This is a genomic window from Flavobacterium enshiense DK69, from assembly GCF_000498495.1.
Taxonomy (GTDB): domain Bacteria; phylum Bacteroidota; class Bacteroidia; order Flavobacteriales; family Flavobacteriaceae; genus Flavobacterium; species Flavobacterium enshiense.
In genome coordinates, this window is the sequence record NZ_AVCS01000009.1 from 287,422 (window position 1) to 314,354 (window position 26,933).

Genomic DNA, 26,933 nt, shown 5'->3' on the forward strand with positions numbered 1-26,933 from the left:
GGATGTCAAATTTTAAGTGCGTAAAGTTAAAATAAACAATTCAAATTACAACTTTTTTTTGACAATTCAAATTATCCTAAGTAAGTTTTAAGAATTTTGCTTCTTGAAGTATGTTTCAATCTACGGATAGCTTTCTCTTTAATCTGACGAACACGTTCACGTGTTAAATCAAAAGTCTCTCCAATTTCTTCTAAAGTCATCGGGTGCTGATCACCTAAGCCGAAATACAGACGAACAACATCGGCTTCTCTCGGTGTAAGTGTTTCCAAAGCTCTTTCGATTTCCGTACGCAATGACTCGTGTATTAATTCTCTATCCGGATTTGGTGATTCACCTGAACGTAATACATCATATAAGTTAGAATCTTCACCTTCCACAAGTGGCGCGTCCATAGATAAATGACGACCTGAGTTTTTCATGCTTTCTTTTACGTCATTAACGGTCATGTCCAACTCTTGTGCAATTTCTTCTGCTGAAGGAGCGCGCTCGTTAGATTGCTCTAACAAAGCGTACATTTTATTGATTTTATTAATCGAACCAATTTTATTCAATGGTAAACGAACAATACGTGACTGTTCGGCTAGTGCCTGAAGGATCGACTGACGAATCCACCATACGGCATATGATATAAATTTAAAACCACGGGTTTCGTCGAAACGTTGTGCGGCTTTAATTAACCCCAGGTTCCCTTCATTGATCAAATCGGGTAAAGTTAAACCCTGATTTTGATACTGCTTAGCTACCGAAACCACGAAACGCAAGTTGGCTTTTGTTAATTTTTCCAACGCTCTTTGGTCTCCCGCTTTTATTCGTTGAGCTAATTCTACTTCTTCATCTGCGGTAATCAAATCAACTTTTCCAATTTCCTGAAGGTATTTGTCTAAGGAAGCAGTTTCACGATTGGTAACCTGCTTGGTGATTTTAAGTTGTCTCATTTAAGAATCTCCTTGTCTTTTATGTTCAGTTTGTTATACGTATCAATTATCTAAAAAGTTACAAAGGTTTTGAAAAAAATAGCAGCTCCCCCGGAAAAACTCCTGAAAGAGCTGCTAAAACAGAATAACTAACTCTATAATTTTCGCTTAGCTGTCCAGCTTCCGCTTTGTGGTGTCTCGTCTTCCCAACTTCCTTTTATGGTGTTGTTTTTGATGGTACCTGTGAAGGTTCCTCCTTGGAATTTTCCGTTGATTGTATTTTTACTTACGGAACCATCTAAATATATTGCCTGGGTTTCTCCTTTAATAGTAGCTAATCCAAGGACATAATTGTTAGGGTTTTTCGGGTCAGAAGCTATAGCCAGATTATAGACCCCGTTTTTTTCACCGCTAAAAGTTCCCAAATAGCATTTTATTTGTTCAAAGGAGTATTCTTTAAGTATCTGCACAAACGGATTAGGGTGACCGCTGATGTTCATATTGTCCACAAAAGGATTTTCGCCATCGGCATCAACATTAAAATCAAAAGTTGAACTTCCGTTGGTAAACGTCAGGCCAACAATGGGTTGTCCTTCAATGATCTTTTCGGAGGTTTTAAAATTGTTATAGGTAACATCGTTTATTACCATTTTTGCTGAAATCGCACCTTTATTGTTGATGTTTACATAAATGGTACCTGACGAGCCTACAAAAATGCCTTTATATATTCCGTAATTACTTACGTCGTATTCCTCTTTCGCTTCCGGAGCGTTGGAAAGCTGGTCGTTCGTAAGCGTTGATTTTGATGGAGTATTACTGTTATCATCGGCGCAACCAAGTAAAGGTAAGCTGAAAATTAAAAGAAGAATAATTTTTTTCATGGTGCCCGATTTTAATATTGATATAAATTTAATTACTTTATTTTTTTCAATACAAATCCGACATCGGTTAATCGATTAAATGTCAGTTATTTCAGTTTATTTTTTTTTGGTTTTTATTCAACGGTTATGAATTCCTTCAACGAAACGGCCTCCCCTTTTTCCGTAAACCCTTCTAATGAAATTTCAAACTGGCCTTTTACGTCAGATGCGAAAAAAAACAGTGATGTTTTTTGTCCGGCAAGGTTGATTTCCGGTTCCCACAGCAACTGATACCTGAAATCCGGAATTCGTGCAAAATCATTTTCGGTGTAATTCGGAGTAAAGTATTTTTTTCTTGTTTGTGGTCTGTCAATAATGACTGTTTTAATGAAATCACCGGTTGTTTTTGTTTCGTAATCATTTTTTTTAGTGACAAAATTGATAACGCCGCTATAAATTTTGGAGCCGTAAACATAAGCATGATTGACCAAGCTTACTTTGTAAATGTTTTGAGTATCATAGTCAAATAATTCTGTATTGTCCTGAAGTAAAAGACCATTCACCATAACCAAAGCTTCTCCGAAAGAATCCTCCTGAGAAGAACTGGTTCTCAGGCGTATTGAGTACCCGTTTTCATTTTTTGTGTAATAGACATTATCCAACACTTCAATAATTGTTTCTTTTAAGGTTGGGAAACGGGTGTAATCGTCCAAAATGTATTCTTTTTCCAATGGATGGAAGAAAGGTGATGTTTTAGATATTTCAGCTAGGCTGTCTTTTTTCTTCTGGAAATAACTGTTTTCTATCTGATTCGCAATGGAACGGTTCTCAATGTCGATTTTGTTTTTCGGATTCAGCTGTAAAGAGGTTATATTGGATAACATGCTTAAATCCGGTTTGATTGCATCTTCAAGCGCAACAGTATATTCCTTACGGTCATTTTCAACAACCTGAATTATTGCGTTGGAAGACCCTGGATGTTCGTCAAGGATGAAATTGAATTTTCCGTTTTCATCTGTTTTAGCCATTTTGATTCCGAAATATTTTCCGGGAATTGATAGCGACACGATTTTGTCTTTCAAACTTTTGGAGTTGTCTTTTGATGAAATCTTTCCTGATATGATTTCACCGCGCATTTCAGGTAAAAATCTGCTTTTCTCACTATTTGAATTGTTTTGAGGGGCAGTCATATTTAAAAAATCGATGGACGTAGCTGTCTTATGTTCAGGCAGACTATCTGTTTTTCTGACAGAGATGGAAAAGTTTCCTTTGATTTCGTTCTTTACATTACTTTGAATAGTGAGATTTATTTTTTCCCTGACAGCATATTTGGATTTATCTGTTTTTATTGACAATAAACTGTTGTCCGATTTAATGTTGTCTATTCGTTTTTCAGAAAGTACATTGTTTGATGGTTGTTTTAAGGTACTTTCTTCTAAAGGGACTCTTTCAAATGGATTGATAATGAAAATGTCGGTTTTGTAAATCCCTTTTTCACCCTTGTTGAGTGTCCAGTTTGTATAGGCTATGAGCTTATAATTCCCGGTTTTTAATGAGGTTGAGATAAAGAAGTCTCCTTGGCCTGTCCCATTTTTTATTACGATTTTTTGTTTTAAAACACTACTGTTTCGGTTGTCAACTAATTCAACGTACCCTATTTTACTTGTTGCACGAAGTGTTTTTTGTTTGGTGTTTAAGGCATAAACTTTAAATAAAAGAGTTTCGCCGCAAAGGAGTGTAGTGGTGCTGCAATGCAAATAGACAGATTCATCAATAGTATTAATCTGATTTATAGGTGTTATTATACGAGTGCTCTGCCCAAAAACAAAGTTGCTGGTAACAAATAGGAGTGCTAGGATGTGAATTATTTTTCTCATTGCCAAAAAGGAGGTACTACGTTAGATGCAAATCTGGAACAATCGCCACAAGGTGGGATAACCATAATAAAGATGGGAAATCGATTTAAATATAAAAGCTTTCGACCGGCACGAATCTCGCCTCTTAATGCACCACCTGGCCCGCCGGTTCCGCAAGGAACCTCTGGGGTTGGATGTAGATTAATGCCAAAAAACATGCTGTCATATGAATACTCAGTGCAGTCGTAAGGATATAAAGGCAAGGGTGTGTTTGGGAAAATATCTTGAAAATTGAAAAAGATTCTTTTAGATGATGCCGAAGCCACTTCGAAAAAACCAATGACCTTCTCTTTTGGATTAGTTGCCGATTTAATATTGCCATTGAAAAAACCAGGTTGGTTAGGAGATAAAAGACTTCCTGATCCCGACATGTCTTTCAGTGTTTTGTAAAAAGTGTAAGCTTCGAAACTCTGAACATAATGTGTTACCTGGATGCTGTAGCGTTCGGCGATCGTGTAATCCGTATTGGCTATAAAGCGTACAGGGAAGTTGGTCACCCGGTCTTCGTTAAAAGCTGTGGTGGTAGTGAGTAAAATGTCGTTTGAGTTTTTTGTCTGGTAACAAATCCGGGTATCTGCTGGTCTCGGTTCAAACCCGATGGTTTCAAACCCGGGGAATTCGGTGCCCGCACATATCCTGGGTTGGTCTAATAAGATAGTATTAAAAGGGTTCCATTTTGGAGCGGTAATTCTTGATGTTTCCTCATACACATAACGATAATACTTTGAAGTACCCGAAGGGTCATAACTGTTTACTCCTATTTCAACTCCGGTTTGACCATCTTTCGTTACAACCGTTGTGCTCAGACTTTCGATTTCGGTGGGTGTCGTCAGGGTTTCTTTTGTGGAAACATATTCGTCGCCATTTGCCGTGGTGACAAACAATTGGTATTTTCTTTCCGGGACAGCCTGAAATTCTACGGTGGATTCGTAAACTTTGTCTCCCTCGGTAAATTCGTATTGATTGCCCAAATCGTCTTCCATATAAACTTCAGCTCCTGCTTCGAAAGTGGGGCCATTTTCTTCAAGTCGATATGTTTTGCTGACTTTTATCTGTTGTTTTTTTAATTCATTCGTAATGGTAGCTTCAATGACGATAGCCTCTTCGAAGGTGTTTGTTTCTAGCTGATAAGGTTCGGTGCAGTTGATCATCGATAATACAACTGCCAAGAGTAGTAGATATTTGCAAAATTTCATATACTTTTTTTTCATTGCCAGAAAGGTGGTACTACGTTAGATGCAAAGGAAGAACAATCGCCACAAGGAGTAATAACCATAGTAAAGAAGGGAAAGGCTGACTTGTAATGGAGTTTTCGGCCGGCACGGATATCCTCTCTCAGGGCTCCACCCGGGCCTCCTGATCCGCAAGGGTATTCTTCGTTATAAGGAGGTTCGCCAAAATTCCTGCTGTTAAATTCATATTCAGTGCATTCATAAGGATAGACGGGCAGGTGGGTATTCGGGAAAATATCCCGGAAATTGAAGAAAATCCTTTTGGATGACATGGAAGCCACTTCAAAAAAACCGATTACTTTTTCTTTTGGATTGGTTGCCGATTTAATGTTTCCGCTGAAAAAACCGGGTTGGTTAGGAGATAAGAGGCTTCCTGAGCCCGACATGTCTTTCAGTGTTTTGTAAAAAGTGTAAGCTTCGAAACTCTGAACATACTGTGTTACCTGGATGCTGTAGCGTTCGGCAATAGTATAATCCGTATTGGCGATAAAGCGTACAGGGAATTTGGTTACCCGATCTTCGTTAAAAGCAGTGGTAGTAGTGAGAAAAAGTTCGTCAGATTTTTTTGTTATGTAACAAACACGTGTATCTCGTGGTCTCGGTTCAAATCCGATGGTTTCAAATCCAATAAATACACCAATGCTACTACCTATGCTGGCACATATCCTAGGTTGGTCTAGTAAGATAGTATTAAAGGGATTCCATTTTGGAGCTGTAATTTGTGATGTTTCTTCATATTCGTAACGGTAATATTTTGAAGTGCCTGATGGGTCGTAACTGTTAACTCCTATTTCAACTCCGGTTTGACCGCCTTTCAGCACAACAGTTGTGCTCAGGCTTTCAATTTCGGTGGGTGTCGTCAGAGTTTCTTTTGTGGAAACATATTCGCTGCCATTAGCCGTGGTGACAAACAATTGGTATTTTCTGCCCGGGACAGCCTGAAATTCTGTGGTGGATTCGTAAACATTCTCTCCTTCAGTAAATTCGTATTGGTTACCCAAGTCGTCTTCCATGTATACTTCAGCTCCTGCTTCGAAAGTGGGGCCATTTTCTTCAAGCCGATATGTTTTGCTGACTTTTATCTGTTGTTTTTTTAATTCATTCGTAATGGTAGCTTCAATGACGATAGCCTCTTCGAAGGTATTTGTTTCTAGCTGATAAGGTTCGGTGCAGCTTATGATACTTGTGAAAAACAGCAGTGCAGCTATGGTTTTCAAAATGTATGTTGCTTTCATTTTTCTTGTTTTTAAATTAAAACTTGAAATTGTAGGTTATGGTAGGAACCGGTACAGAAAATATGGAGGTCTTGTATGCTTTTATGTCTCCGTTTTTGGTTACAAAAAATATGGAATACGGATTATTTCGTCCCAAAACATTATAAACGGATATGTTCCAAAAACTGTGTGCCAGTTTTTTTATTTTGTGGTTTCCTTCAATGTTTACGCCTAAATCCAAACGGTAATAATCAGGAACCCTGAATTGGTTTCGGTCGCTGTAGACTGTGTATTCGGCATTTCCGTAAGTGTATTTTCCAACAGGATAAGTAATCGGTCTTCCGGTTTGGTAAATGAAATTTGCGGAAGCACTGTATCGTTTGGTGAATCGGTAATTTAAAACAGCACTCAAATCATGCGGTTTGTCGTAATTGGCAGGAAAATATTCTCCATTGTTTACTTTATCGCTGTCAAATTTGCTGTCCAGTTTAACAAAGCTGCGAGAATAGGTGTAGCCCAACCATCCGTTTAGCCTTCCTGAATTCTTTTTCGCCAGAAATTCGATACCGTATGCTTTTCCTTCTCCCTTCAAAAGTTCGGTTTCAATGTTTTCATTCAGTAATAGATCGGCACCAACTCTGTAATCCAAAAGATTGTTTGTTCTTTTGGTGTATCCTTCGATGCTTATTTCGCAATCTTCTTCAATAAAATTCTTGTACAATCCCAAAGAAAACTGATCTGCGTTCTGAGGAGCAATATTCAAATCGGATAGTTTCCAAGTGTCGGTTGGAGATTGCGTGGTGTTACTGGAGAGCAAGTGCAGATATTGGAAGGTTTTGTCATAACTGGCTTTTACAGAAATGTCTTTACTGATGAAATAACGTGCCGAAATTCTGGGTTCGAAACCGTTATAGGTTTTTATGACTTCATTGTTTCCGTATTGTTTGCTTTCGATTGCAGTGGCATCGGTTATAGGTAAGCCGGATTCATAAGTTCTTTGCGTTGAAGGTCCCAGCGCTGCATAAAACGAATAGCGTAAACCGGCATTGAGCAACAGCTTTTCTGAAATTTTATAGGAATCAGAAAGGTAGATTCCGGATTCTAATCCTTTCTCTTTATCGATGGTGACCGGTACAAGCACTGTTTCCTGAGCCGTCGGATTCAAATAACCTGGTTCTATTTGGTATAGTTTTGAACTGATACCGTAACTAATTTTGTGGTTGTTATTCAGATTATAGCCGAATTTAAGCTGAAAGTGGTTTTCATTGATCTTATACCCGAAATCAAACGATTTTGTAGGGTCGTTTTCTTTGTTGTATTCAATGTTGAATTTGTACTGACTGTTTGAGAATATTAAAGATCCTCTGTGTTTGACATTAAAAACGTGGCCCCACTTTAAAGAGAATAAGCGGTTGTCGTATTTGTACAATGAGTCGGATGATATGCTGAACTTATCATGGCTATAATATCCAGTCGCTTCTAAATCATTTTTCTCGTTTATCTTATGATTGTATTTTAGGACGCCATCATAAAAAGAAGCCTGGCTGTTCTCTAGAGATTTTTCGTCAAGTGTTCTTAATATCCAATCCGAATAAGTTGCTCTGGCACCAACCAGAAGGCTTGATTTTCCTTTAATGACAGGTGTGCTTACGGTGAGATTACCGGTGACAGGGCCAATGCCTCCTTCTCCGGAGATTTTGGTTGGGTTTCCGTTTTTGGTTCTTATGTCAAACACTGAGGAAAGGCGTCCGCCAAATTCGGCAGGTATGCTTCCTTTGTAGATATCTGCACTTGCGGTGGCAAACGGATTTATGGCCGAAAAGAATCCGAAGAAATGTGAAGGGTTATAGATAACTCCATTATCCAGAAGGATCAGGTTTTGGTCTGTTTTTCCACCACGTACATTAAATCCTGCCGAACCTTCTCCGGCTGTTTTTATCCCCGGAATTGTTGTGGCTACTTTGAAAAGGTCCCTTTCTCCCAAAACCATAGGAATGTTTTTCATGCCTTCCACATCGATAGAAGTAACTCCGGTATTGGCACTTTTAAGGGTTTCACTTTTTTTGCCCTTTACAATGACCTCTTTTAGTTGATTGATATTTTCAGAAACTGCCAGGTCTAATTTGCCGTTATTGTACAGTATTACCTTTCTGGTTTCTTTTTTGTAAAGAAAGTTTTCCGTTTCGATAATGTTTATGCCAACCGGTAGAGTAATGTTGTAAAATCCCTGCACATCTGTAATTGCTGTTGCTTCCGTATTTTTGGAGCGGATGATTATCTCAGGAAGCGGCTTTCCCGTTTTAGCATCTTTCACGTAACCGGAGAGTTGAAAGGTTTTTCCCTTTTGGGTTTTATTTTCTTTTCCTATAACACTGATGCCGTCATCACTTTCATTAGTGTCAAGTTCTTTTTTGAAAACCGGCGCGCCTTGGATAACCACAATTGTGTTGTTCTGTGGTTTGTTTTTTTCGTCGTTGAAATAATTCTCAGGTAATTTGTCGTAAATAATACTGTTTCTGGTAAGGATTATTTTTTTGTCTGAGATGTAGAAATTCAGGTTTGTGTTTTGAAATAAAGCATTCAAAACTGTTTCTAATGATGCATTAGAAAGTTGAAGGTTAATCTGTTCCGGATGGTTTTTGATCCAGTCTTTGTCAAAATAAAAGGAATAATCCGATTCCTGTTCAATGGATTCGATTGCCTTTTCGAGAGTTATGTTTTCAAAGTTAAAAGTGAATTTCTTTTCTTCAACCTGAGCCGTGATTATTTGATGTAACAGCATAACCACTATGGTAAAAAAGATTTTTTTCATGGGTTAGTTGCTCGGGTTGTTTGCTGTTTCATTGTTCAGATAGGTCATCATTTTCTCGTAGAACAGGGGTTCGTCAGATTTTAGTATTTTTTTTGATGAAGAATAAAAATCATTGATTTTTCTTTTGTATTCGGGGAAGAGTTTGATAAGATCTTTTTTGGAACTTATTTTATTGAAAGTTCCGTTTTTTTCGAGGAGGTATTCATAATCGTTGTCAAACTCATAAAAAACGGATGATCCTTTTAAGATTTCTCTTTTATTCCGATGGTGCTTAATGTAAAAAATGAAATTTTTTCCTGAGATATTTTCTTCATAGTAACCTGGTTTTATCTGCATCATGGGAAAATAGATGTTGTTCAGGTATACGAATTTTTTATTGTTGATGCTAAACGCGGTTACCTTTTCGTGTATGAGTTCGATGCTGATGGCTTCCGATTCCTGCGGCCTGTAAATCAGTATGTCTTTGTAAATATCATACTTAAGTGGAATGTCGTAATAGTTTTGGCTGTTGTAAGTAGCGGAACCAATTTCAAATTTGTCGTTAGGGTAATAGCGGTGTTTGTTGTTTAAGATTCGAAATTCATTGATGTGGATGATTCCGTTATTGATGTCCAGGTTTTCTTTCCCTATTGCTTGGTCAAATGATTTGGTAAGTGTTTCTTCTGATGACTGACCCTGAATAAGGTTCAGGTTGAAAGCTATGATTGTGAATGAAAGTAAAAGTTTCAGGTAAAAGTTTTCGGGTTTGGTTTTCATCTTTTATTGCTACAAAAAAAAACATTGGATAATTCTTACGCAAAATAAAGATTAATTTGGTTTGAAAATGTTAAATATGGTTTTATTTTTAAAAATTACGTTTTATTATAACAAAAGAAAAACCCTGCTTCAAATCGAAGCAGGGTTTACTATGAATTAATTTTATTTAAAAAAAAAATTAACCTTTTTCAGAAACTTCTTTTTTCTCTTCACGCGGAGGTCTAGGCAATAAAGCTTTCTTAGAAACTTTTTCTTTTCTGGTTTTTGGATCGACACCTAAGTATTTTACCATAAACACATCGCCCATTTTAACTACGTCGGCAACATTTTCAGTGCGCTCCCAAGCTAATTCCGATACGTGAAGCAATACCTCGTTTCCAGGTGCAGCCGTATATTCAACAACCGCTCCGAAATCAAGCATTTTGATTACTTTCACTTCGTAAGATTCACCTAGAACCGGTTTGAAAATGATAGAGTCGATTTTAGCCAATACCGCTGCAATACCTTCAGGGCTTGTTCCTAAAATTTCAACCACACCTTGCTCATCCACTTCGTTGATAACGATAGTGGTACCTGTAGCTTTTTGTAATTCCTGAATAACTTTTCCGCCAGGTCCGATAAGGGCTCCGATGAAGTTTCCTGGAATGGTACGGGTAATGATTTTTGGTGCCTTTGGTTTTACTTCCGGTCTTGGTTGTGCAATCGTTTCTGTAATTTTACCTAAAATATGCAAACGTCCTTCACGAGCCTGATCCAAGGCTTGTTCCATGATGTCATAACGTAAGCCGTCAATTTTGATGTCCATCTGGCAAGCGGTGATTCCATCAGCAGTACCGGTAACTTTAAAGTCCATATCTCCCAAGTGATCTTCATCACCTAAGATATCTGACAATACTGCAAATTTCTGTCCGTCTGTGATCAATCCCATAGCAATACCGGAAACTGGTTTTGTCATCTGAACTCCAGCATCCATTAATGCCATTGTTCCTGCACAAACTGTAGCCATTGAAGAGGAACCGTTGGATTCCAATACTTCAGAAACTATACGGATTGTGTAAGGACAATCAGCAGGAATCATGTTTACCAAGGCACGTTGTGCCAAGTTTCCGTGACCTACTTCTCTACGTGAAGTTCCTCTTAAAGGTTTTGCTTCACCTGTTGAGAACGGAGGGAAGTTATAATGTAAGTAGAATTTCTCTTCACCTTGTTCTGATGGAGAATCAATTATGTTGGCTTCTCTGGAAGTTCCCAAAGTAACCGTAGCCAATGCTTGTGTTTCTCCTCTGGTAAATAAAGCCGAACCGTGTACGGAAGGTAAATAATCGGTTTCACACCAGATAGGTCTGATTTCGGTTGTTTTTCTTCCGTCCAAACGTAAGCCCAATTCAAGGATTACGTTACGAACCGCTTCTTTGTTGGTTTTGGAGAAATATTTGGATACCAAATCTCCGTTTTCGGCTAATTCTTCTTCTGTAAATAAAGCTTTTACTTCTTCTTTTACGGCAGCGAATTTTTCACTTCTTTCACTTTTTCCGGAAGCTTCTTTTGCAATTGCATAGCATTTATCGTAAGCCGCAGCTTTTACTTTGGCATAAATTGCTTCGTCTTCTTTTTCACCTTCATATTCTCTGTATGCAGGAGTTCCAACAGCGGCTCTTAAACGCTCTTGTGCCTGGATCTGAACTTTGATGGCTTCGTGTGCAAATTTGATCGCCTCTACCATTTCGGCTTCCGAGATTTCTTTCATCTCACCTTCTACCATGGCAACAGAATCCATAGAAGCACCAATCATCATGTCGATGTCGGATTGCTCCAATTCTTCTCTGCTCGGATTGATTACAAATTTACCGTCGATACGCGCTACACGCACTTCTGAAATCAAATTGTAAAAAGGAATGTCTGATACGGCTAATGCTGCAGAAGCCGCCAAACCGGCCAATGCATCCGGCATGATGTTATCATCATGTGACATTAACTGGATCATTACCTGCGTTTCTGCGTGGTAATCGTCCGGGAAAAGCGGGCGTAACACACGGTCAACAAGACGCATGGTTAATACTTCATTGTCGCTCGGACGAGCTTCTCTTTTGAAGAAACCGCCTGGGAAACGACCTGCGGCAGCAAATTTTTCACGGTAATCTACTGTTAACGGCAGAAAATCAACTCCTGGATTGGAGGTACGAGCGGATACCGCGGTAGCTAATAACATTGCGTCGCCCATACGAACAACTACTGAGCCGTCAGCTTGTTTTGCTAATTTTCCTGTTTCGATTGAGATGCTTCTTCCATCTCCTAAATCGATAATTTCTTGGAATACTTTAGGAATCATAAAATGTAATTCTTAATTAAACAATGGGTGTCAGTTGAGTTGTTGTGTTGTTGTTGTGTGTAGTTGTCTAATACCCAATGAAAAACCAAACTTTTTTCTTTTAAAATATACAAAACAAAAAGAGGCGCGCAGGCACCTCTTCTCATGATTATTTTCTGATGTTTAATTCTTTGATAATCGCACGATATCTGTTGATATCTTTTTTCTTTAAGTAGTCAAGAAGACTTCTTCTTTTACCTACTAATAAAACTAGTGAGCGCTCTGTGTTGAAATCGTGACGATTTTTTTTCAAGTGCTCAGTCAAGTGAGAAATTCTGAATGTGAATAACGCGATTTGACCTTCTGCAGAACCAGTGTTGGCAGCAGCACCTCCGTGTTTAGCGAAGATTTCTGATTTAACTTCTTTAGTTAAGTACATGCTAATATTTTTAAAATGATTATTATGTAAATTGAGACAGTCTCAATACGGGTGCAAAGTTAGTTTTATTTTTTAAACTCACAAACAAATTGCCGAAACATGCTTAAAAAAGTTTTGCAACTTCCTGATTTACAAATTCTAAAAAAGTTTCGTCTTCTTTTGTGAAAGGATCCAGTACATGACTGTCTATATCAATTTGTCCGATGTTTTTTCCATGAACAAAGAGAGGTACCACAATTTCTGATTTCACCGTAAGGCTGCAGGCAATGTAGTTATCCTGTGCTTTAACGTCAGGAACGACAAAGTTAGCATTGGATTCGGCAACTTGTCCGCAGATGCCTTTTCCAAAAGGAATGACGGTATGGTCGGTTTCGGCTCCTACGTAAGGCCCGAGATGCAATGTCCTGGTTTCGTGATCGGCAAAATAAAAACCTACCCAGTCATAGTGGCTGATAGTATCGCTTAATAAACCGCACAGGTTTTTTAATTTCTCATCGCGTGAAATGCCGCCTTGTGAAAGCAGTTCGGTAACTTTGGGTTGTAATTCCTGAAATGTCATGTTTTTTGGTTTTTAGCAAAAGTATTTAATTGCGCTCTTTTTATTTTTATATTTTTGTTAAAATCATTTCGGTGAAAGATCTCTTTTTGCAATACAAACCTTTTTTTATTTTCCTGATAAAGTTTTTTGCACTTTATGCATTGCTGACCGTTGGATACCGATTATATCTCAGCCAATATGATGCCGCCCGTTTCGAAGTGGACGGTTTTACCCGTTTGGTAGCTCATCAGTCTGAAAGCATTTTGCATTTTTTGGGCAAGGAAGTGAAAACGGAACAGAATGTCTCAGAACCGTGCATGAATTTAATCTACAAAGAAAAATTTGTTGCCCGTATCGTAGAAGGCTGTAATGCCTTAAGTGTAATGATTCTTTTTGCGGCTTTTATATTTGCTTTTTCCTCCAAATGGTTCAAGACGATGTTGTATATCGTTGTGGGATGTTTGATTATTCATGTGCTTAATGTTTTTCGGATAGCGTTGTTAGCTATGGCATTGTACGATCTGCCTCAATATGAGCATTTACTGCACGGTGTTGTTTTTCCGTTGTTTATCTATTCGGTAGTTTTTGTTTTGTGGGTTTTATGGATTCAGAAATTTTCAGGTTATGCTCAAAGAAGTGCTGAGAAATAAAGGTAAAATCCTTTGGGTTCTTGTTTTGGTTGTGCTTTTGGCGATGATTCGCCTATTTGAACAGAATTTGTTTTACGATCCTTTTCTGGCTTTTTTTAAAGAAGACTATCAGGGAGCTGAATTGCCGGAATATAATTCTGTATTGTTGTTTTTGGGCTTATTTTTTCGCTATTTTCTGAATTCGGCACTTTCATTAGCTGTGATTTATGTTGTGTTTAAAGATGTTCAGCTGACAAAATTCATAACTGTTTTATATCTCATTTTATTTGTAGTGCTGATGGTTTTGTTTTTCGGTCTTTTAAATTATTCTGAAAAAACTGATTTCATGATTTTGTTTTACATCAGACGCTTTTTAATTCAGCCATTGTTTTTGATAGTTTTTCTTCCGGCCATTTATTATCAGAAAAAAAACTTCTAAAAAAATTCGTACCTTTAAACAAACGAGTTAGGTTATGAAGGTCGTTAAACAATCCGGCGATATCGTATATTTCGATCGGGAGAAACTCCGCAATTCTCTTATGCTTTCCGGTGCCACAAATGAAAAAATCGAAGATATCCTAAGCATTATCGAAAGAGAGATTTATGATGGTATGCCAACGCGTAAGATTTACAAAATGGCATTTCAACTGCTAAAAAAAACTTCGAAAGCTCATGCGGCAAGATATAATTTGAAAACCGCTGTACAGGCTTTGGGCCCTGCGGGGTTCTTTTTTGAGAAATACGTTGCTTTGCTGTTCCGTACGGAAGGTTTTGAAACTAAAACCAACGTGATTCTCGAAGGGAATTGCGTTTCCCATGAAATTGACGTAATGGTAAAAAAAGGGAATGCCATTGCCATGGTCGAATGCAAGTTTCACGGTAGTAACGAAATTAAATCCGACGTAAAAATCCCGATGTACATCCTCTCGCGTTTCAACGATTTAAAAGGTAAAACCCATCCGGTTTTCAGTCAGGAGGATACCATTAATAAATGCTGGGTCATAACCAACAATCGTTTTACTTCCGAAGCAATTGATTTCGGTGAATGTTCTAATCTGAGATTGATCAGCTGGGATTTTCCTGTAAAGGAATGTCTGAAATATAAAATCGAGGAAAACGGTCTGTACCCGGTAACCTGTCTGACCACGCTGACTCAATATGAGAAAGAAAAACTGCTCATTCAGGATGTGCTTTTGGCTTCTGATTTGGTCAATAACAGTAAATTGTTGTCGAACATTGGCATCAATTACAAACGGATTAAAAACATTATCAGGGAAGCTTCAGAATTGTGTGAATACATAGGCGACAATAGTTCTATTTTTAATGACTAAACCATGAAAATTCAGTTTTTAGGAGCAGCCGGAACGGTAACCGGTTCCAAAACCTTAATAGAATCAAAAGGGATTCGCATTTTAGTTGACTGCGGTATGTTTCAAGGGAGTAGGGAAGTGCGTCAACTCAATTGGGAACCGCTTCCGATTTTGCCGTCAACCATCGATTTTGTACTGCTTACCCACGGGCATTTGGATCATTGCGGTTGGCTTCCGCTGTTAATCAGACAGGGTTTCGAAGGGAAGATTTTCTGTACTAGTCCTACAAAAGCCATTACTCGGCTGATTTTGATGGACAGTGCCAAAATTCAGGAAGAAGAAGCGGAAAAGGCCAACAAGGAGCATTATTCCAAACACGATCCAGCCGAACCTTTGTATACGGTTGAGGAGGCCGAAGAAGTCCTGCCTTTTTTTAGGGTGATTAAACCGGATACTTTTTTTGATGTGGATGCCGAAATTTCTGCCCGCTATTTTTCAGCCGGACACATATTGGGTGCCTGTTCTATTGAATTATTTATTGAAGGCAAACGACTTGTTTTTTCAGGAGATATCGGAAGAGATAATGACGACCTGATGTATGCTCCGGTGAAGCCCCAAGAGGCAGACTATGTTTTTTTGGAGAGTACCTACGGTAATAAACTGCATCCGGATAATGATCCTAAAGACGAATTGAAGCAGGCTATCAACGAAGCTTATGAAAAAGGAGGAAATGTTGTTATTCCAAGTTTTGCTGTTGAACGTGCCCAGGCGATCATGTATTTGATTTGGCAGCTTAAAAAAGCAGGCGAGATTCCGGAGATGCCTTATATAATAGATACGCCAATGGGGGTTAAAGTGATAGATATTTTTGAAGATAACAGGGAATGGCACAAATTAAGATCAGACCAATGTCAGGAGATGTGTGCCGTTTTTTCCATGATAACAGACTATGAAGATACTATTGCCGCAATTTATGATGATCAGCCCAAAGTAATAATTGCCGCGAGTGGGATGGTTACAGGCGGCCGTGTTTTGAGTTATCTGGAGCGGTATATCATTCGTCCTGAAACCACCGTGATTATTGTAGGGTATCAGGCAGAAGGAACCCGCGGAAGAAAATTGCTCGACGGTGAGAAAGAAATTAAAATGTATGGGAAATATTATCCTGTAGAAGCCAAAATAGTTGAAATAGAAGGGCTTTCTGCTCATGGCGATCAGGATGATCTGCTGAATTGGCTGTCGGAGTTGGAAGAAAAACCTCAGACCGTTTTTCTGGTCCATGGTGAAACGGAAGCCTTGGTTACGCTGAAAGAAAAAATCGAAACGCGTTACGCAATGAATTGCGAGATTCCTTATCAGGGACAGATAGTTGAAATCAATTAACAGCAAATTATGTTTTGAAATTGAAAAAAAGCGTTACTTTTGGTCAGATTTTAACAAAATGAAAATAAATAAGCATATTAGTTTCGTTTTAGCGCTGCTGATATTGGTTTCCAATGTCGGACTGGCGTTTAATGTGCATTATTGCGGCGGGGAACTTGCCGAAATTTCATTGGATTATAAAAAATCGGAGCCTTGCGAAGTAAAGAAAATTGAAAAGCAGGAGACTTGTTGTGGCTCTACAAACGAACACGACAGTTGTTGTTCTAACAGTAAGGTTGATTTGAAAAAATCACTTTCCGATGAGGTTATCGTAAAAAGTTTTCAGTTAAATTTAGGGTTTTTTACTTTCGTTGAAGGATGGAAAGCGTTAGAAGTACCTGTTGATTTTGAAGAAATCAAATTGAAAAGTGATGCTCCTTCATTTTATTGCGACAGTAATGCGCCGCCACTCTACAAACTCTATTGCCAGTATCTTTTCTACGACAGATTTTAATGTTTTTCAGATTTTCCGATTTAATCGGAGTAAACTTCTATTGAAACATTAAAATCAAAATCATGTATAAATATATTATGATTTTCCTTATGCTGACAGCCAATATTGCGTTAGCTCAGGAAAATGTGTCGGGAACCGTAACCGATGAAAAAAACAATCCTTTGCCCGGGGCTTCCGTCATATGGAAAGATACCGATAAAGGAGCAACGACCGATGAAAAAGGTTTTTTCAGTTTGCCGATGAATCCGGGAAGCCACGAAATAACTGTGAGTTATGTGGGATATCAAAGTGTTTCCCTGATGGCTCATGAGCCAAAAGAGATCAAGGTGCAACTTCAACCCAGTAAGAGCAAAAGTCTGGATGAGGTTGTAGTAACCACTAAACGAAATTCTCTTCAAAAGTCGTATGTAAAAACGGCAAACGTAACCACCATGAGCAGTAAAGAATTGCTCAAAGCGGCGTGTTGCAACCTTTCCGAAAGTTTTGAAACCAATCCGTCCATCGATGTAAATTTCTCTGATGCCGTTTCTGGAAGCAAGCAAATTAAAATGTTGGGCTTAACTAGTCCGTACATTCTAATAGCCGAAGAGAATATTCCTTCGGTTCGCGGAGCTTCTCAGGCATACGGACTTTCGTTTGTTCCGGGTACTTGGGTAGAGAGCATTCAAATTACAAAAGGAGCGGGGAGCGTGGTGAATGGGTATGAGAGCATTTCGGGACAAATCAATACCGAGTTGTTAAAACCAGCAAACGACATCCCATTTTACCTGAATGCTTATGGGTCTACCGATAGCCGTTTTGAACTGAATACGCATTTCAACAAAAAGTTTACCGATAAACTAAGCAGCAGTCTTTTCGTTCATGGTAGTACCCGTGTGTCTAAAAAAGATATGAACGACGATGGGTTTTTGGATAATCCGCTCGGGAAACAGATTAATATTATGAACCGTTGGCAGTATAACGATCCGGAAAAAGGTTGGGTGAGTTTTCTGAATGTCCGTTACATGAGAGACGAAAAACAAGCGGGGCAGGTTGCTTTTGATCCAGATGTTGACAAAGGAACAACTAACCATTGGGGGTCTGAAATCAATACTGATAAAGTGGACGTTTCTTCAAAAATAGGTTATGTTTTTCCGGACACGCCTTGGAAAAGCATCGGTTTTCAAAATGCATTTAACTATCACAGTCAGAAATCCTATTTCGGTTTAAACAAATATAATATTCAACAGAATAGCTTTTATTCTAATCTGATTTATAATTCCATCATCAGTAATACATTAAATAAATTCGCTACGGGTTTGAATTTTACATCTGATGATTACAACGAATTTGTAACTGTAGGATTACCGATGGATGTAAGCCGAAGAGATAATTCCCTGGGCGCGTTTTTTGAATATGCCTATGACAATGCTGACAATTTCAGTTTCGTTGCGGGAGGCCGTGTGGACATGCATAATCGTTTAGGGGTGTTTTTTACGCCAAGAGTCCATGTACGATACAATCCTTGGGAAAAAGCCGTGTTGCGTGCATCAGCGGGAAGAGGAAAACGCAGTGCTAATATTTTTGCTGAAAACCAAAACCTTTTTGCGAGTTCAAGGGCGTTTTCGGTTATCAATGCAAATGGAAATATCTATGGTTTGGATCCCGAAATTGCGTGGAATTACGGAGTTAGCTTTACACAAGGGTTTCAGCTGCTTGGTAAAAAAGCAGAAGTGACGTTGGATTACTATAGAACGGATTTCCAAAATCAGGCCATAGTGGATGTCGATTATAGTCCGCAAGCAGTGGTTTTTCATAATTTAGATGGGAAATCGTATGCTAACAGTCTGCAAATTGATTTCAATGTGGATTTAATGACTCATTTCTCAGTTCGTACTGCCTATAAGTTTTATGACATTCAAACCGACTATCTGACAGGAACATTGGAGCGCCCGTTACAGGCAAAACATCGTTTCTTTACTAATTTGGCCTATGAAACACACATCAGGGAAAAAGGGCAACAGTGGAAATTTGATTTTACCTATAATTGGATGGGAAAACAGCGTTTGCCAAATACGTCAACCAATCCGGAACCATACAAACTGAATCCGTATTCAAATCCGTTTTCGGTAATGAATGTTCAGGTAACACGAACTTTCTCCAGTGTGTTTGAGATGTACGTGGGCGGTGAAAATATTGGAAATTATAAACAAAAAAATGCTATTTTAGGTGCTGACGATCCTTTTGGCCCGTATTTTGACAGTTCAATGATATACGCGCCGGTTTTCGGACAGATGTATTATGCCGGAATCCGATTTAAAGTTAAATAAACAATAAACAGATAAACTTAAATTTTTATGAAAAATATTATTGTAATACTGCTGGTTTCCTTTTTCGGATTTACAGCGCAGGCACAAGACAAAAAGAACAAAAGCGCTAAAGCAGATGTAGAAGTGAAAGGGAATTGTGATATGTGTAAAAAACGTATCGAAAAAGCAGCTTATTCCGTTGCTGGGGTTAAGTCGGCGGTTTGGCATTCAGACGATCAGGTTTTACATTTGGTATACAACGAACAGAAATGTTCTTTGGAAGATGTTGAAAAATCTGTAGCCAAAGCAGGACACGATACTAAAGATGTAAAAGCGCCTGAAGATTCATATAATGATCTTCATACCTGCTGTCAATATGATAGATAATAGAATAAAATAAAAGCCGGCTGAATTACAAGTCGGCTTTTTTATTAAAACAAAATATGACTTTCATAAGATAATAAGTTTTCGATGTTTTTAACAGATATTATTTTATATGCTCAGGTGAACACAATTTAATTGAAATAACTACGTTAGTAGCTTATGTGTATGTTTAACATATCTATTAGAACCGATTAAATGAAGCAATGAATTTTTATTATGAAGGGATTTAATAGAGGGTTAGCCAGTCAAATTGTTCAAAAAGGACTGTGGTAACATGATATTAGGTTTGTTTTAATTAAAAGGTTGAGTTAGTTTTAAAAATTAAAAAGCCGTTCAGGATTTCTGAACGGCTTTGTTTTTTATGGGATTTCGATAATTTTTGTTTCAGAGATTATCTGTCCGTCTGAGGCTATGCCCTCAATGACTACCTTTGCTGTTTTTTGGTAGTAATTAGGGAATGAAAATTTGAAAATTCCATTTTCATCAGTTTCTACATTTGGCTCCCAGTGAATTGTTCCAAAATCTACGAACCCTTCGTCGTTGTAGCTGGTATATTTTGGGTTAGTAAATCGTTTAAGTTTTTCAAAACCATTTTTAACCAGGAACGATTGTGAATTGATTCTTGGCCCTATATTTTTACTAAATGTTTTTTTGGTATAAATACGGATTACACCGTTATGAGCCTCCATGCCCTCTCCGTAACCATTTTTGTTGACGTAAATCTCATCAACCCTGCTTAAACTGTAGTTCAATAACCAGCTAAAATCAGTAATAGGTGTGTCGTCTATGTAAATAAGAGGGGCTCTAGTTGCTAAAAAGGAGGATGGTCGCCTGCTGAGGATTGTTACGGTGAGTCCTTGGGCGGAAGTAAGGTTGCCTTTAGCTGCTTCCTTTGCCAATGCAAGACTGTCGACGATTGCTGGTTTTCCGATGGAAACATCATAACCACTAGCCGCTATAAACTGCAGGACGTCTCTGGTGTCATCTGCCTCTGTAATTTTATAGCCTTTTGCCATGGAATTATGATACTTTTTCTGGTTTGTAAGTTTAATTTTTTTCTCCTTGGTTCCGATTGAGATGGTATCCAGTTGAATGGCTTTTGCAATTTTCGGAAAGTGAAAGTTTGGACTTTCAGTGTTGTTTGATTTTGTTTCCAGGCAATTGCTTTTGGTTGTTTTAAAGGGCTTGATGAAAGTTCGGTTGTTGTTTAAAACCTGAGCAGTTGATTTTAGCTCGATACGTTGGTTTTTTTTGTTCAAAAGGGAAAAATGTATCAGGGTTGAATCCGAAACCAAAATGTTTTTAAAATAAAACTCATTTTTCTCATTGAGTTCCGAAAATTCATTCAGTCCGGATAGTATTGATTTCATTTGAACCTTGTAATTCTTATCCTTAACGGGAATATTGATGGTCCCTTTGAGGGTTAATCCGCTGTCAAAATCAAATTTGTTCTTAGGAGAAGAAGTTAGCATGGTTTCCCAATTGTATTTTGATTTCTGACATATAAGATATGTGTCGAGTTCATAATGTTTCCTCTTTGAAAAATTCGTCAGGAAATAACTTTCATTGGGAGTTTTTTCACTGAGCTGGTTGTCAAGTACAAAGGAATCGCAGATGGTTTTCTTACTGGTTAAAGTTTTGGTGTCGGTTGGTAAAACAGAAACGCTAAGCGTTGCCATCGGTAGTGTGCTTGTTCCGCTAATGATAATTGAGTCGTTTTGTTTTCTAAGTACTTTAAGAGTAATATTTTGATCAAGATTGGAAGGCTTGTAGAGTATTCTTTCGGCAATTTTTTTCTGGTTTTTATCGATTAAATAAAGCACATTGATTCCGGGTTTGAAATTTTCATTTGACAAAATAAATAATTGTTCTGTGCTGTTTTCTTTGAGTGTAAAAGGGGTTAAGGAGTTGTAGTTGTCCTGCTGGGTAACAAGCGTCAAGGTTTCGTTCTTATATTCGTCGAGACTGCGAGCGTTAGTTTTTATCTTCAATGTGGTTTTGTCTTCAAAAGTGTAATTGTTAACTGAAAACGTTATGCCTTTTGCTGTAGGCATTGGTAAACTCTTTTCGGTTTTACTATCGTCAATTTTAAAGATGGCTTTGTATAATTCATTTTTGGTCTGTAAAATTTCAAATTTACCGTAGCCCAATTCATTAGTCCTGAAATTTGTAACCGTAACTCCTTTAGAATCTTTTATTTCTCCATCCGTTATGCTTAAACCCTTTCCGTTGCAATCGGTTATTTTTATGGCAATCGTATTTGATGTTCCTACCAGAAATACATTGCTTTCCGGGAAAAATTCTGTAGTTAAGGTGTTGATGTCAAGTGTTTTGGTGTTTGGTATTGTTTTTCCATCATTAGGATTAATAATTTTAAACTCAAAAACCGATGATTCATCTTCCGCGAAATTATTCATATAGTTGGTATACACCTGAAGGTAATAGATGCCTGTGGTTGTATTTTTATCAAGTTTGATGTTTCCTTCAAAAGTGCTGTTTTCGGCATAAAACAAATAGGTTTTTAGTTTGGTTCCTTTTTCGTCAAGAAGGGCAATGTTGACATTTGACGTGGGTGAATACCCTTTTTTGCTTTTTTTTTCTATGATGTAGCCCTTGAACCAGATTTCATCATTAGGTAGAAATACATTTTTGTTCAGATGAAGATGAATGTTCTCCCTGTCCAGTTTGAAATACTCTGAAAGTACACTACTTGTTTTTTCATTGCTTTGACCGATTTCAGCCTGAGAAAAGGTTAGGTTTTGAAATGCAAGGGTTAAAAACAGCGGAATTATTTTTAAAAATTTCATTACTATGGGTTTTATCTTACTAATATATAAATTTCATGTAAGTTTTATCTTTAAAAGCAAATAAAAACTGCCTGAATAAAAATCCAGACAGTGTTTCATAAAAGATATTTTTTAATGGATTACATCATACCTGGCATTCCGCCTTCGGCGTTTTCTTCTTTGATTTCTACTAACGTGTATTCTTTAGTTGGGATCATTCCGGCAACTGAAACAGCGTTTACCAAACACGTCAACCAATCCGGAGCCATACAAGCTGAATCCATATTCAAATCCGTTTTCGGTAATGAATGCTCAGGCGACGAGAACTTTCTCCAGTGTGTTTGAGATGTATGTGTAAGTTTAACATGCCGATGACGACCGATTAAATGAAGTAATGAATTTATTATGAGGGATTTAATCGATGGTTAGCCAGTCAGATTGGCCAAAAAGGGCTGTAGTGACATAATATTAGGTTTGTTTTTAATTATAAGGTGAGTTAGTTTTAAAAATTAAAAAAGCCGTTCAGGATTTCTGAACGGCTTTGAATTTTATGGGATTTCGATAATTTTTGTTTCTGAGATTATCTGCCCGTCTGTGGCTATGCCTTCGATGACTACTTTTACTGTTTTCACGTAGTAATTAGGGATCGAGAATTTGAAAATTCCATTTTCATCGGTTTCCACATTAGGCTCCCAATGGATTGTTCCAAAATCTACGAATCCTTCATCGCTATAGCTGGTATATTTAGGATTGGTAAATTGTTTAAGTTTCTCAAAACCATTTTTAACCAAGAACGATTGCGAATTGATCCTTGTCCTTGGGTTCGAGCCAAACGTTTTTTTGGTATAAATCCGTATTATACCATTGGCGGCATCCATTCCGCCCCCGTAACCACTTTTATTGATATAAATCTCATCAACTCTGCTCATACTATAGCCTAACAGCCAGCTAAAATCAGGAACGGGGGTGTCGTCTATGTAAATAGCCGGGCTTTTAGTTCCTAAAAAGGAAGTAGATCTCCTTCCGATGATTCTTACGGTGAGTCCCTGGATTGAAACATCGTAACCATTTGCGGCTATATATTGCAGGATGTCTCTACTGGCATCCGCATCCGTTACTTTGTAGCCTTTTGCCATCGCGTTGTTAAAGCGTTTCAGGTTTTTAAGCTGAGTTTTTTTCTCTTTGGTTCCGATTGTGATAGTATCCAGTTGAATTGCCTTTGCAATTTTCGGAAAATGAAAGCTTGAATTTTCAGTGTTGTTTATTGTTGTTTCCGGACAGTTGTTTTGTGTTGTTTTGAATGGCTTGATGAAAGTCCTATTGTTGTTTAAAACCTGAGCGGCTGATTTTAGTTCGATACGTCGGTTTTTTTTGTCCAAAAGAGAAAAATGTACCAAAGTTGAATCGGAAACCAGAATGTTTTTAAAATAAAACTCGTTTTTCTCGTTGATTGGCGATAATTCACTCAGCTGAGATGTCAGGGAATTGATTTCTACTTTGGAATCCTTGTCATTTACCGGGATATTGATGGTTCCTTTAATGGTAAGTCCATTGTCAAAATCAAATTTCTTTTGAGGTGAAGAGGTTAGCATTGTCTGCCAATTGTATTTTGATTTTTGACACATCAGATAGGTGTCCAATTCATAATGTTTTCTTTTTGAAAAATCGGAGAGTAATTGATTGCCATCCGGAGATTTTTCGCTTAACTGGTTGTCAAGTAAAAAAGAGTTGTATATGGTTTTCTTTTCTGCTAAGGATTTGGTTCCAGCAGGTAAAACAGAAACGCTCAGTGTTCCTGAGAGAATGGTGCTTGTTCCGCTGATTACAATCGAATCGTTTTGTTTTCTGATAACTTTAAGGTCGATATTTCTTTCGAACTTCAACGGTTTGTATATTATTCTTTCGGCTACTTTTTTATGGTTTTTATCAACCAGATAAAGTGTGTTGATTCCGTTCAGGAAATTTTCATTGGGTAAGGCCAATAATTGCTCCGTATTGTTGTCTTTAAATGAAAAAGGGACATACGAACTGTAGTCGTCTTGTTGGATTACAAGTGTTAAAGGTTCGTTTTTGTATTGGTCCAGACTTTTGCTGTTGGTTTTGATTTTTAATGTAGTCTTGTTTTCAAAAGTGTAATTATTGGCTGAAAAAGTGATTCCGCTACTTTCCGGGAAAGGCAGTTTTTCTTCTATTTTAGTATCGTTTATTTTGAAAACGGCTTTATATAATTCGCTTTTCGTTTGCGTAATTTCGAATTTGCCGTAGCCTAATGCGTTAGTGCTGAAATTTGTGATGGTTTCGCCTTTGGGATTGAGTATTTCTCCGTCTTTTACGCTTATGCCGTTTCCGTTGCAATCGCTGATTTTAACGGCTATTGTGTTTGATGTGCCTTCTAAAAACACATTTCCTTCAGGAAAGAATTCTGTTTTTAGTGTTTTCAAGTTTACAATGCTCGAGTTGGGGATTGTTTTTCCATCTTTCGGATTGATGATTTTAACTTCGAAAACTGATGATTCGTTTTCTGAGAAATTGTTCATGTAGTTTGTGAAAACCTGCAGATAGTATTTGCCGGTACTTATGTTTTCGTCAAGCTTGATGTTTCCTTCGAAAATACTGTTTTCAGCATAAAATAAATGCGTTTTAATTTTAGTTCCTTTCTCGTCAAACAACGAGATAAGAACATTGGAAGTCAAAAAATAAGGCTTTTTATTTTTCTTTTCTATAATGTATCCTTTGAACCAGATTTCGTCGCTGGTTAAAAAAATGTTCTTGTTAAGGTGAAGATGGATGTTTTCCCTGTCAAGTTTGAAATACTCTGTAAGGGCATCGTTTATTTTTTCATGGCTTTGGTTTATTTCAGCTTGTGAAAAAACTGAGTTTTGTAGTGTAAGGGCGATAACTAAAAAGACTAATTTTTTTAAGTTCATTCTTTGTAAAATTTAAACCGCGAATGTATCAAAAAAAAACTGCCTGAAAGGAAAATCAGGCAGTTTTTGTGAGAAATATTCTAAATAAATGATTACATCATTCCCGGCATTCCGCCTCCCATTGGCATTCCGCCACCGGCGTTTTCTTCTTTGATTTCTACTAATGCACACTCTGTAGTTAAAATCATTCCGGCAACTGACGCAGCGTTTTCTAAAGCTACACGAGTTACTTTCTTAGGATCGATGATTCCTGCTTTCAACATATCTACATACTCATCAGTTTTAGCGTTGTATCCAAAATTGTCTTTCCCTTCAGCTACTTTTGCTACCACTACAGATCCTTCTAAACCTGCATTTTCAACGATGGTTCTTAAAGGAGCTTCAACAGCGCGGGATACAATCTGAATTCCGGTTGCTTCGTCTGCATTTTCAGCTTTGATTTTGTCCAATACTTTTTTAGCTCTCAACAATGCTACACCTCCACCGGCAACGATACCTTCTTCAACTGCAGCTCGGGTTGCATGTAGTGCATCATCAACACGGTCTTTTTTCTCTTTCATTTCCACTTCAGAAGCAGCACCAACATAAAGAACAGCAACACCACCGGCTAATTTAGCCAAACGCTCTTGTAGTTTCTCTTTATCGTACTCGGAAGTCGATGTTTCCATTTGAGCTTTGATTTGGTTTACGCGGTTTTTAATCATTTCGTGATCACCATCGCCGCTTACTACCGTTGTATTGTCTTTATCGATAGTAACTCGTTTACAAGTTCCTAATAAGTCTAAAGTTGTGTGCTCAAGTGTGAAGCCTCTTTCTTCAGAAATTACGGTACCTCCGGTTAAGATCGCAATGTCTTCTAACATCGCTTTTCTTCTGTCGCCAAAACCTGGAGCTTTAACAGCCGCAATTTTTAAAGCGCCTCGTAATTTGTTAACTACTAAAGTAGATAATGCTTCACCGTCTACATCTTCAGCAATGATTAACAATGGTTTTCCCGACTGTGCAACCGGCTCTAGTATTGGAAGTAATTCTTTTAAAGAAGATACTTTTTTGTCGTATAATAAGATGTACGGATTTTCCAGTTCCGCTTCCATTTTTTCAGGGTTTGTTACGAAGTAAGGTGATAAATACCCTCTGTCGAATTGCATTCCTTCAACCACATCCACATAAGTGTCGGTTCCTTTTGCTTCTTCAACGGTGATAACGCCTTCTTTTCCAACTTTTCCGAAAGCCATGGCAATAAGTTCTCCGATAACGTCATCGTTGTTAGCGGAAATTGAAGCTACTTGTTTGATTTTGTCGGTAGAGCTTCCTACTTCTTTTGCTTGTTTTTGCAGGTCAGCAACAATGCCTTCTACTGCTTTGTCGATACCGCGTTTTAAATCCATTGGATTAGCTCCTGCAGCTACATTTTTTAGTCCTTCTTTAACGATAGCCTGAGCTAAAACGGTTGCAGTTGTAGTTCCGTCTCCAGCTAAATCATTGGTTTTAGAAGCTACTTCTTTTACCATTTGCGCACCCATGTTTTCAAGAGTGTCTTTCAATTCCACTTCTTTAGCTACCGATACACCATCTTTGGTTACTGTCGGTGCTCCGAAAGATTTGCTGATGATTACATTACGTCCTTTAGGACCTAAAGTTACTTTAACCGCATTTGCCAATGCATCCACACCGCGTTTTAGACCATCGCGTGCTTCAATATCAAATTTTATATCTTTTGCCATTTTTTATTTATTTGTTGATT

Annotated in this window: 21 protein-coding genes; 7 read left to right on the top strand and 14 right to left on the bottom strand. The window is 37.9% G+C overall.

Annotated elements, in window-relative coordinates; genetic code table 11:
- Positions 1–71 precede the first annotated feature (71 nt).
- The 10 genes from FEDK69T_RS07175 to FEDK69T_RS07220 form a co-directional block, all read right to left on the bottom strand.
- A complete protein-coding gene (locus FEDK69T_RS07175) occupies positions 72–935 on the bottom strand; it encodes a sigma-70 family RNA polymerase sigma factor (RefSeq protein ID WP_023573483.1) in 864 nt (287 codons plus the stop codon).
- A gap of 134 nt (positions 936–1,069) precedes the next feature.
- On the bottom strand, positions 1,070–1,795 hold the full coding sequence (locus FEDK69T_RS07180; RefSeq protein WP_023573484.1) for a hypothetical protein: 726 nt from the start codon (positions 1,793–1,795) through the stop codon (positions 1,070–1,072).
- Positions 1,796–1,908: 113 nt separating this feature from the next.
- Positions 1,909–3,651, bottom strand: coding sequence for a hypothetical protein (locus FEDK69T_RS07185; protein ID WP_035630037.1), 1,743 nt, complete (start codon positions 3,649–3,651; stop codon positions 1,909–1,911).
- On the bottom strand, positions 3,648–4,886 hold the full coding sequence (locus FEDK69T_RS07190; protein ID WP_023573486.1) for a DUF4249 domain-containing protein: 1,239 nt from the start codon (positions 4,884–4,886) through the stop codon (positions 3,648–3,650). The genes FEDK69T_RS07185 and FEDK69T_RS07190 overlap by 4 nt, the downstream gene beginning before the upstream one ends.
- Positions 4,887–4,897: 11 nt before the next feature.
- Positions 4,898–6,157 carry a DUF4249 domain-containing protein gene (locus FEDK69T_RS07195; RefSeq protein WP_023573487.1) on the bottom strand — a complete coding sequence of 420 codons (1,260 nt, stop codon included), beginning with the start codon at positions 6,155–6,157 and terminating at the stop codon, positions 4,898–4,900.
- Positions 6,158–6,173: 16 nt separating this feature from the next.
- A complete protein-coding gene (locus tag FEDK69T_RS07200) occupies positions 6,174–8,948 on the bottom strand; it encodes a TonB-dependent receptor (RefSeq protein WP_023573488.1) in 2,775 nt (924 codons plus the stop codon).
- 3 nt (positions 8,949–8,951) lie between these two features.
- Positions 8,952–9,704: a hypothetical protein gene (locus FEDK69T_RS07205; protein WP_023573489.1), complete on the bottom strand. Its 753-nt coding sequence runs from the start codon at positions 9,702–9,704 to the stop codon at positions 8,952–8,954.
- Positions 9,705–9,882: 178 nt separating this feature from the next.
- Positions 9,883–12,033, bottom strand: coding sequence for a polyribonucleotide nucleotidyltransferase (locus tag FEDK69T_RS07210; protein ID WP_023573490.1), 2,151 nt, complete (start codon positions 12,031–12,033; stop codon positions 9,883–9,885).
- Between the two features lie 148 nt (positions 12,034–12,181).
- The gene (rpsO, locus tag FEDK69T_RS07215) at positions 12,182–12,451 is read right to left on the bottom strand and encodes a 30S ribosomal protein S15 (RefSeq protein WP_023573491.1); all 270 of its coding nucleotides are present in this window, start codon (positions 12,449–12,451) and stop codon (positions 12,182–12,184) included.
- 103 nt (positions 12,452–12,554) lie between these two features.
- Positions 12,555–13,010, bottom strand: coding sequence for a GAF domain-containing protein (locus tag FEDK69T_RS07220; RefSeq protein WP_023573492.1), 456 nt, complete (start codon positions 13,008–13,010; stop codon positions 12,555–12,557).
- Between the two features lie 71 nt (positions 13,011–13,081).
- On the opposite strand from FEDK69T_RS07220, the gene xrtF reads away from it, so the two are divergent.
- The 7 genes from xrtF to FEDK69T_RS07255 all read left to right on the top strand — a co-directional run bounded on the left by xrtF (position 13,082) and on the right by FEDK69T_RS07255 (position 19,479).
- Positions 13,082–13,639 (top strand): exosortase family protein XrtF, encoded by a 558-nt coding sequence (xrtF, locus tag FEDK69T_RS07225; RefSeq protein WP_035630148.1) that lies wholly within the window; start codon positions 13,082–13,084, stop codon positions 13,637–13,639.
- A complete protein-coding gene (locus FEDK69T_RS07230; protein ID WP_035630033.1) occupies positions 13,614–14,057 on the top strand; it encodes an exosortase F system-associated membrane protein in 444 nt (147 codons plus the stop codon). Before xrtF ends, FEDK69T_RS07230 begins: the two co-directional genes overlap by 26 nt.
- Positions 14,058–14,091: 34 nt before the next feature.
- Complete coding sequence (locus FEDK69T_RS07235) at positions 14,092–14,949, top strand: restriction endonuclease (RefSeq protein WP_023573494.1); 858 nt, start codon at positions 14,092–14,094, stop codon at positions 14,947–14,949.
- Positions 14,950–14,952: 3 nt separating this feature from the next.
- The gene (locus FEDK69T_RS07240) at positions 14,953–16,311 is read left to right on the top strand and encodes an MBL fold metallo-hydrolase RNA specificity domain-containing protein (protein ID WP_023573495.1); all 1,359 of its coding nucleotides are present in this window, start codon (positions 14,953–14,955) and stop codon (positions 16,309–16,311) included.
- Positions 16,312–16,369: 58 nt separating this feature from the next.
- On the top strand, positions 16,370–16,804 hold the full coding sequence (locus FEDK69T_RS07245; RefSeq protein WP_035630146.1) for an HYC_CC_PP family protein: 435 nt from the start codon (positions 16,370–16,372) through the stop codon (positions 16,802–16,804).
- A gap of 62 nt (positions 16,805–16,866) precedes the next feature.
- Positions 16,867–19,113, top strand: coding sequence for a TonB-dependent receptor (locus tag FEDK69T_RS07250; protein WP_035630031.1), 2,247 nt, complete (start codon positions 16,867–16,869; stop codon positions 19,111–19,113).
- A 27-nt stretch (positions 19,114–19,140) separates the two neighbouring features.
- Positions 19,141–19,479 carry a heavy-metal-associated domain-containing protein gene (locus FEDK69T_RS07255; RefSeq protein WP_023573497.1) on the top strand — a complete coding sequence of 113 codons (339 nt, stop codon included), beginning with the start codon at positions 19,141–19,143 and terminating at the stop codon, positions 19,477–19,479.
- A 356-nt stretch (positions 19,480–19,835) separates the two neighbouring features.
- Here FEDK69T_RS07255 and FEDK69T_RS07260 read toward each other — a convergent pair whose 3' ends face one another.
- The 4 genes from FEDK69T_RS07260 to groL form a co-directional block, all read right to left on the bottom strand.
- Complete coding sequence (locus FEDK69T_RS07260) at positions 19,836–22,283, bottom strand: hypothetical protein (protein WP_023573498.1); 2,448 nt, start codon at positions 22,281–22,283, stop codon at positions 19,836–19,838.
- 119 nt (positions 22,284–22,402) lie between these two features.
- Positions 22,403–22,546 carry a hypothetical protein gene (locus FEDK69T_RS15830; protein ID WP_023573499.1) on the bottom strand — a complete coding sequence of 48 codons (144 nt, stop codon included), beginning with the start codon at positions 22,544–22,546 and terminating at the stop codon, positions 22,403–22,405.
- Between the two features lie 264 nt (positions 22,547–22,810).
- A complete protein-coding gene (locus FEDK69T_RS07265) occupies positions 22,811–25,189 on the bottom strand; it encodes a hypothetical protein (RefSeq protein WP_023573500.1) in 2,379 nt (792 codons plus the stop codon).
- A 92-nt stretch (positions 25,190–25,281) separates the two neighbouring features.
- Positions 25,282–26,913, bottom strand: coding sequence for a chaperonin GroEL (gene groL, locus FEDK69T_RS07270; RefSeq protein ID WP_023573501.1), 1,632 nt, complete (start codon positions 26,911–26,913; stop codon positions 25,282–25,284).
- Positions 26,914–26,933 lie beyond the last annotated feature (20 nt).

What these genes read in the sequence shown, in the direction of transcription:
- FEDK69T_RS07175 (WP_023573483.1), bottom strand. Translation starts at nt 935, where the DNA reads ATGAGACAACTTAAAATCACCAAGCAGGTTACCAATCGTGAAACTGCT.
- FEDK69T_RS07180 (WP_023573484.1), bottom strand. Translation starts at nt 1,795, where the DNA reads ATGAAAAAAATTATTCTTCTTTTAATTTTCAGCTTACCTTTACTTGGT.
- FEDK69T_RS07185 (WP_035630037.1), bottom strand. Translation starts at nt 3,651, where the DNA reads ATGAGAAAAATAATTCACATCCTAGCACTCCTATTTGTTACCAGCAAC.
- FEDK69T_RS07190 (WP_023573486.1), bottom strand. Translation starts at nt 4,886, where the DNA reads ATGAAATTTTGCAAATATCTACTACTCTTGGCAGTTGTATTATCGATG.
- FEDK69T_RS07195 (WP_023573487.1), bottom strand. Translation starts at nt 6,157, where the DNA reads ATGAAAGCAACATACATTTTGAAAACCATAGCTGCACTGCTGTTTTTC.
- FEDK69T_RS07200 (WP_023573488.1), bottom strand. Translation starts at nt 8,948, where the DNA reads ATGAAAAAAATCTTTTTTACCATAGTGGTTATGCTGTTACATCAAATA.
- FEDK69T_RS07205 (WP_023573489.1), bottom strand. Translation starts at nt 9,704, where the DNA reads ATGAAAACCAAACCCGAAAACTTTTACCTGAAACTTTTACTTTCATTC.
- FEDK69T_RS07210 (WP_023573490.1), bottom strand. Translation starts at nt 12,033, where the DNA reads ATGATTCCTAAAGTATTCCAAGAAATTATCGATTTAGGAGATGGAAGA.
- rpsO (WP_023573491.1), bottom strand. Translation starts at nt 12,451, where the DNA reads ATGTACTTAACTAAAGAAGTTAAATCAGAAATCTTCGCTAAACACGGA.
- FEDK69T_RS07220 (WP_023573492.1), bottom strand. Translation starts at nt 13,010, where the DNA reads ATGACATTTCAGGAATTACAACCCAAAGTTACCGAACTGCTTTCACAA.
- FEDK69T_RS07230 (WP_035630033.1), top strand. Translation starts at nt 13,614, where the DNA reads ATGCTCAAAGAAGTGCTGAGAAATAAAGGTAAAATCCTTTGGGTTCTT.
- FEDK69T_RS07235 (WP_023573494.1), top strand. Translation starts at nt 14,092, where the DNA reads ATGAAGGTCGTTAAACAATCCGGCGATATCGTATATTTCGATCGGGAG.
- FEDK69T_RS07240 (WP_023573495.1), top strand. Translation starts at nt 14,953, where the DNA reads ATGAAAATTCAGTTTTTAGGAGCAGCCGGAACGGTAACCGGTTCCAAA.
- FEDK69T_RS07245 (WP_035630146.1), top strand. Translation starts at nt 16,370, where the DNA reads ATGAAAATAAATAAGCATATTAGTTTCGTTTTAGCGCTGCTGATATTG.
- FEDK69T_RS07250 (WP_035630031.1), top strand. Translation starts at nt 16,867, where the DNA reads ATGTATAAATATATTATGATTTTCCTTATGCTGACAGCCAATATTGCG.
- FEDK69T_RS07255 (WP_023573497.1), top strand. Translation starts at nt 19,141, where the DNA reads ATGAAAAATATTATTGTAATACTGCTGGTTTCCTTTTTCGGATTTACA.
- FEDK69T_RS07260 (WP_023573498.1), bottom strand. Translation starts at nt 22,283, where the DNA reads ATGAAATTTTTAAAAATAATTCCGCTGTTTTTAACCCTTGCATTTCAA.
- FEDK69T_RS15830 (WP_023573499.1), bottom strand. Translation starts at nt 22,546, where the DNA reads ATGGATTCAGCTTGTATGGCTCCGGATTGGTTGACGTGTTTGGTAAAC.
- FEDK69T_RS07265 (WP_023573500.1), bottom strand. Translation starts at nt 25,189, where the DNA reads ATGAACTTAAAAAAATTAGTCTTTTTAGTTATCGCCCTTACACTACAA.
- groL (WP_023573501.1), bottom strand. Translation starts at nt 26,913, where the DNA reads ATGGCAAAAGATATAAAATTTGATATTGAAGCACGCGATGGTCTAAAA.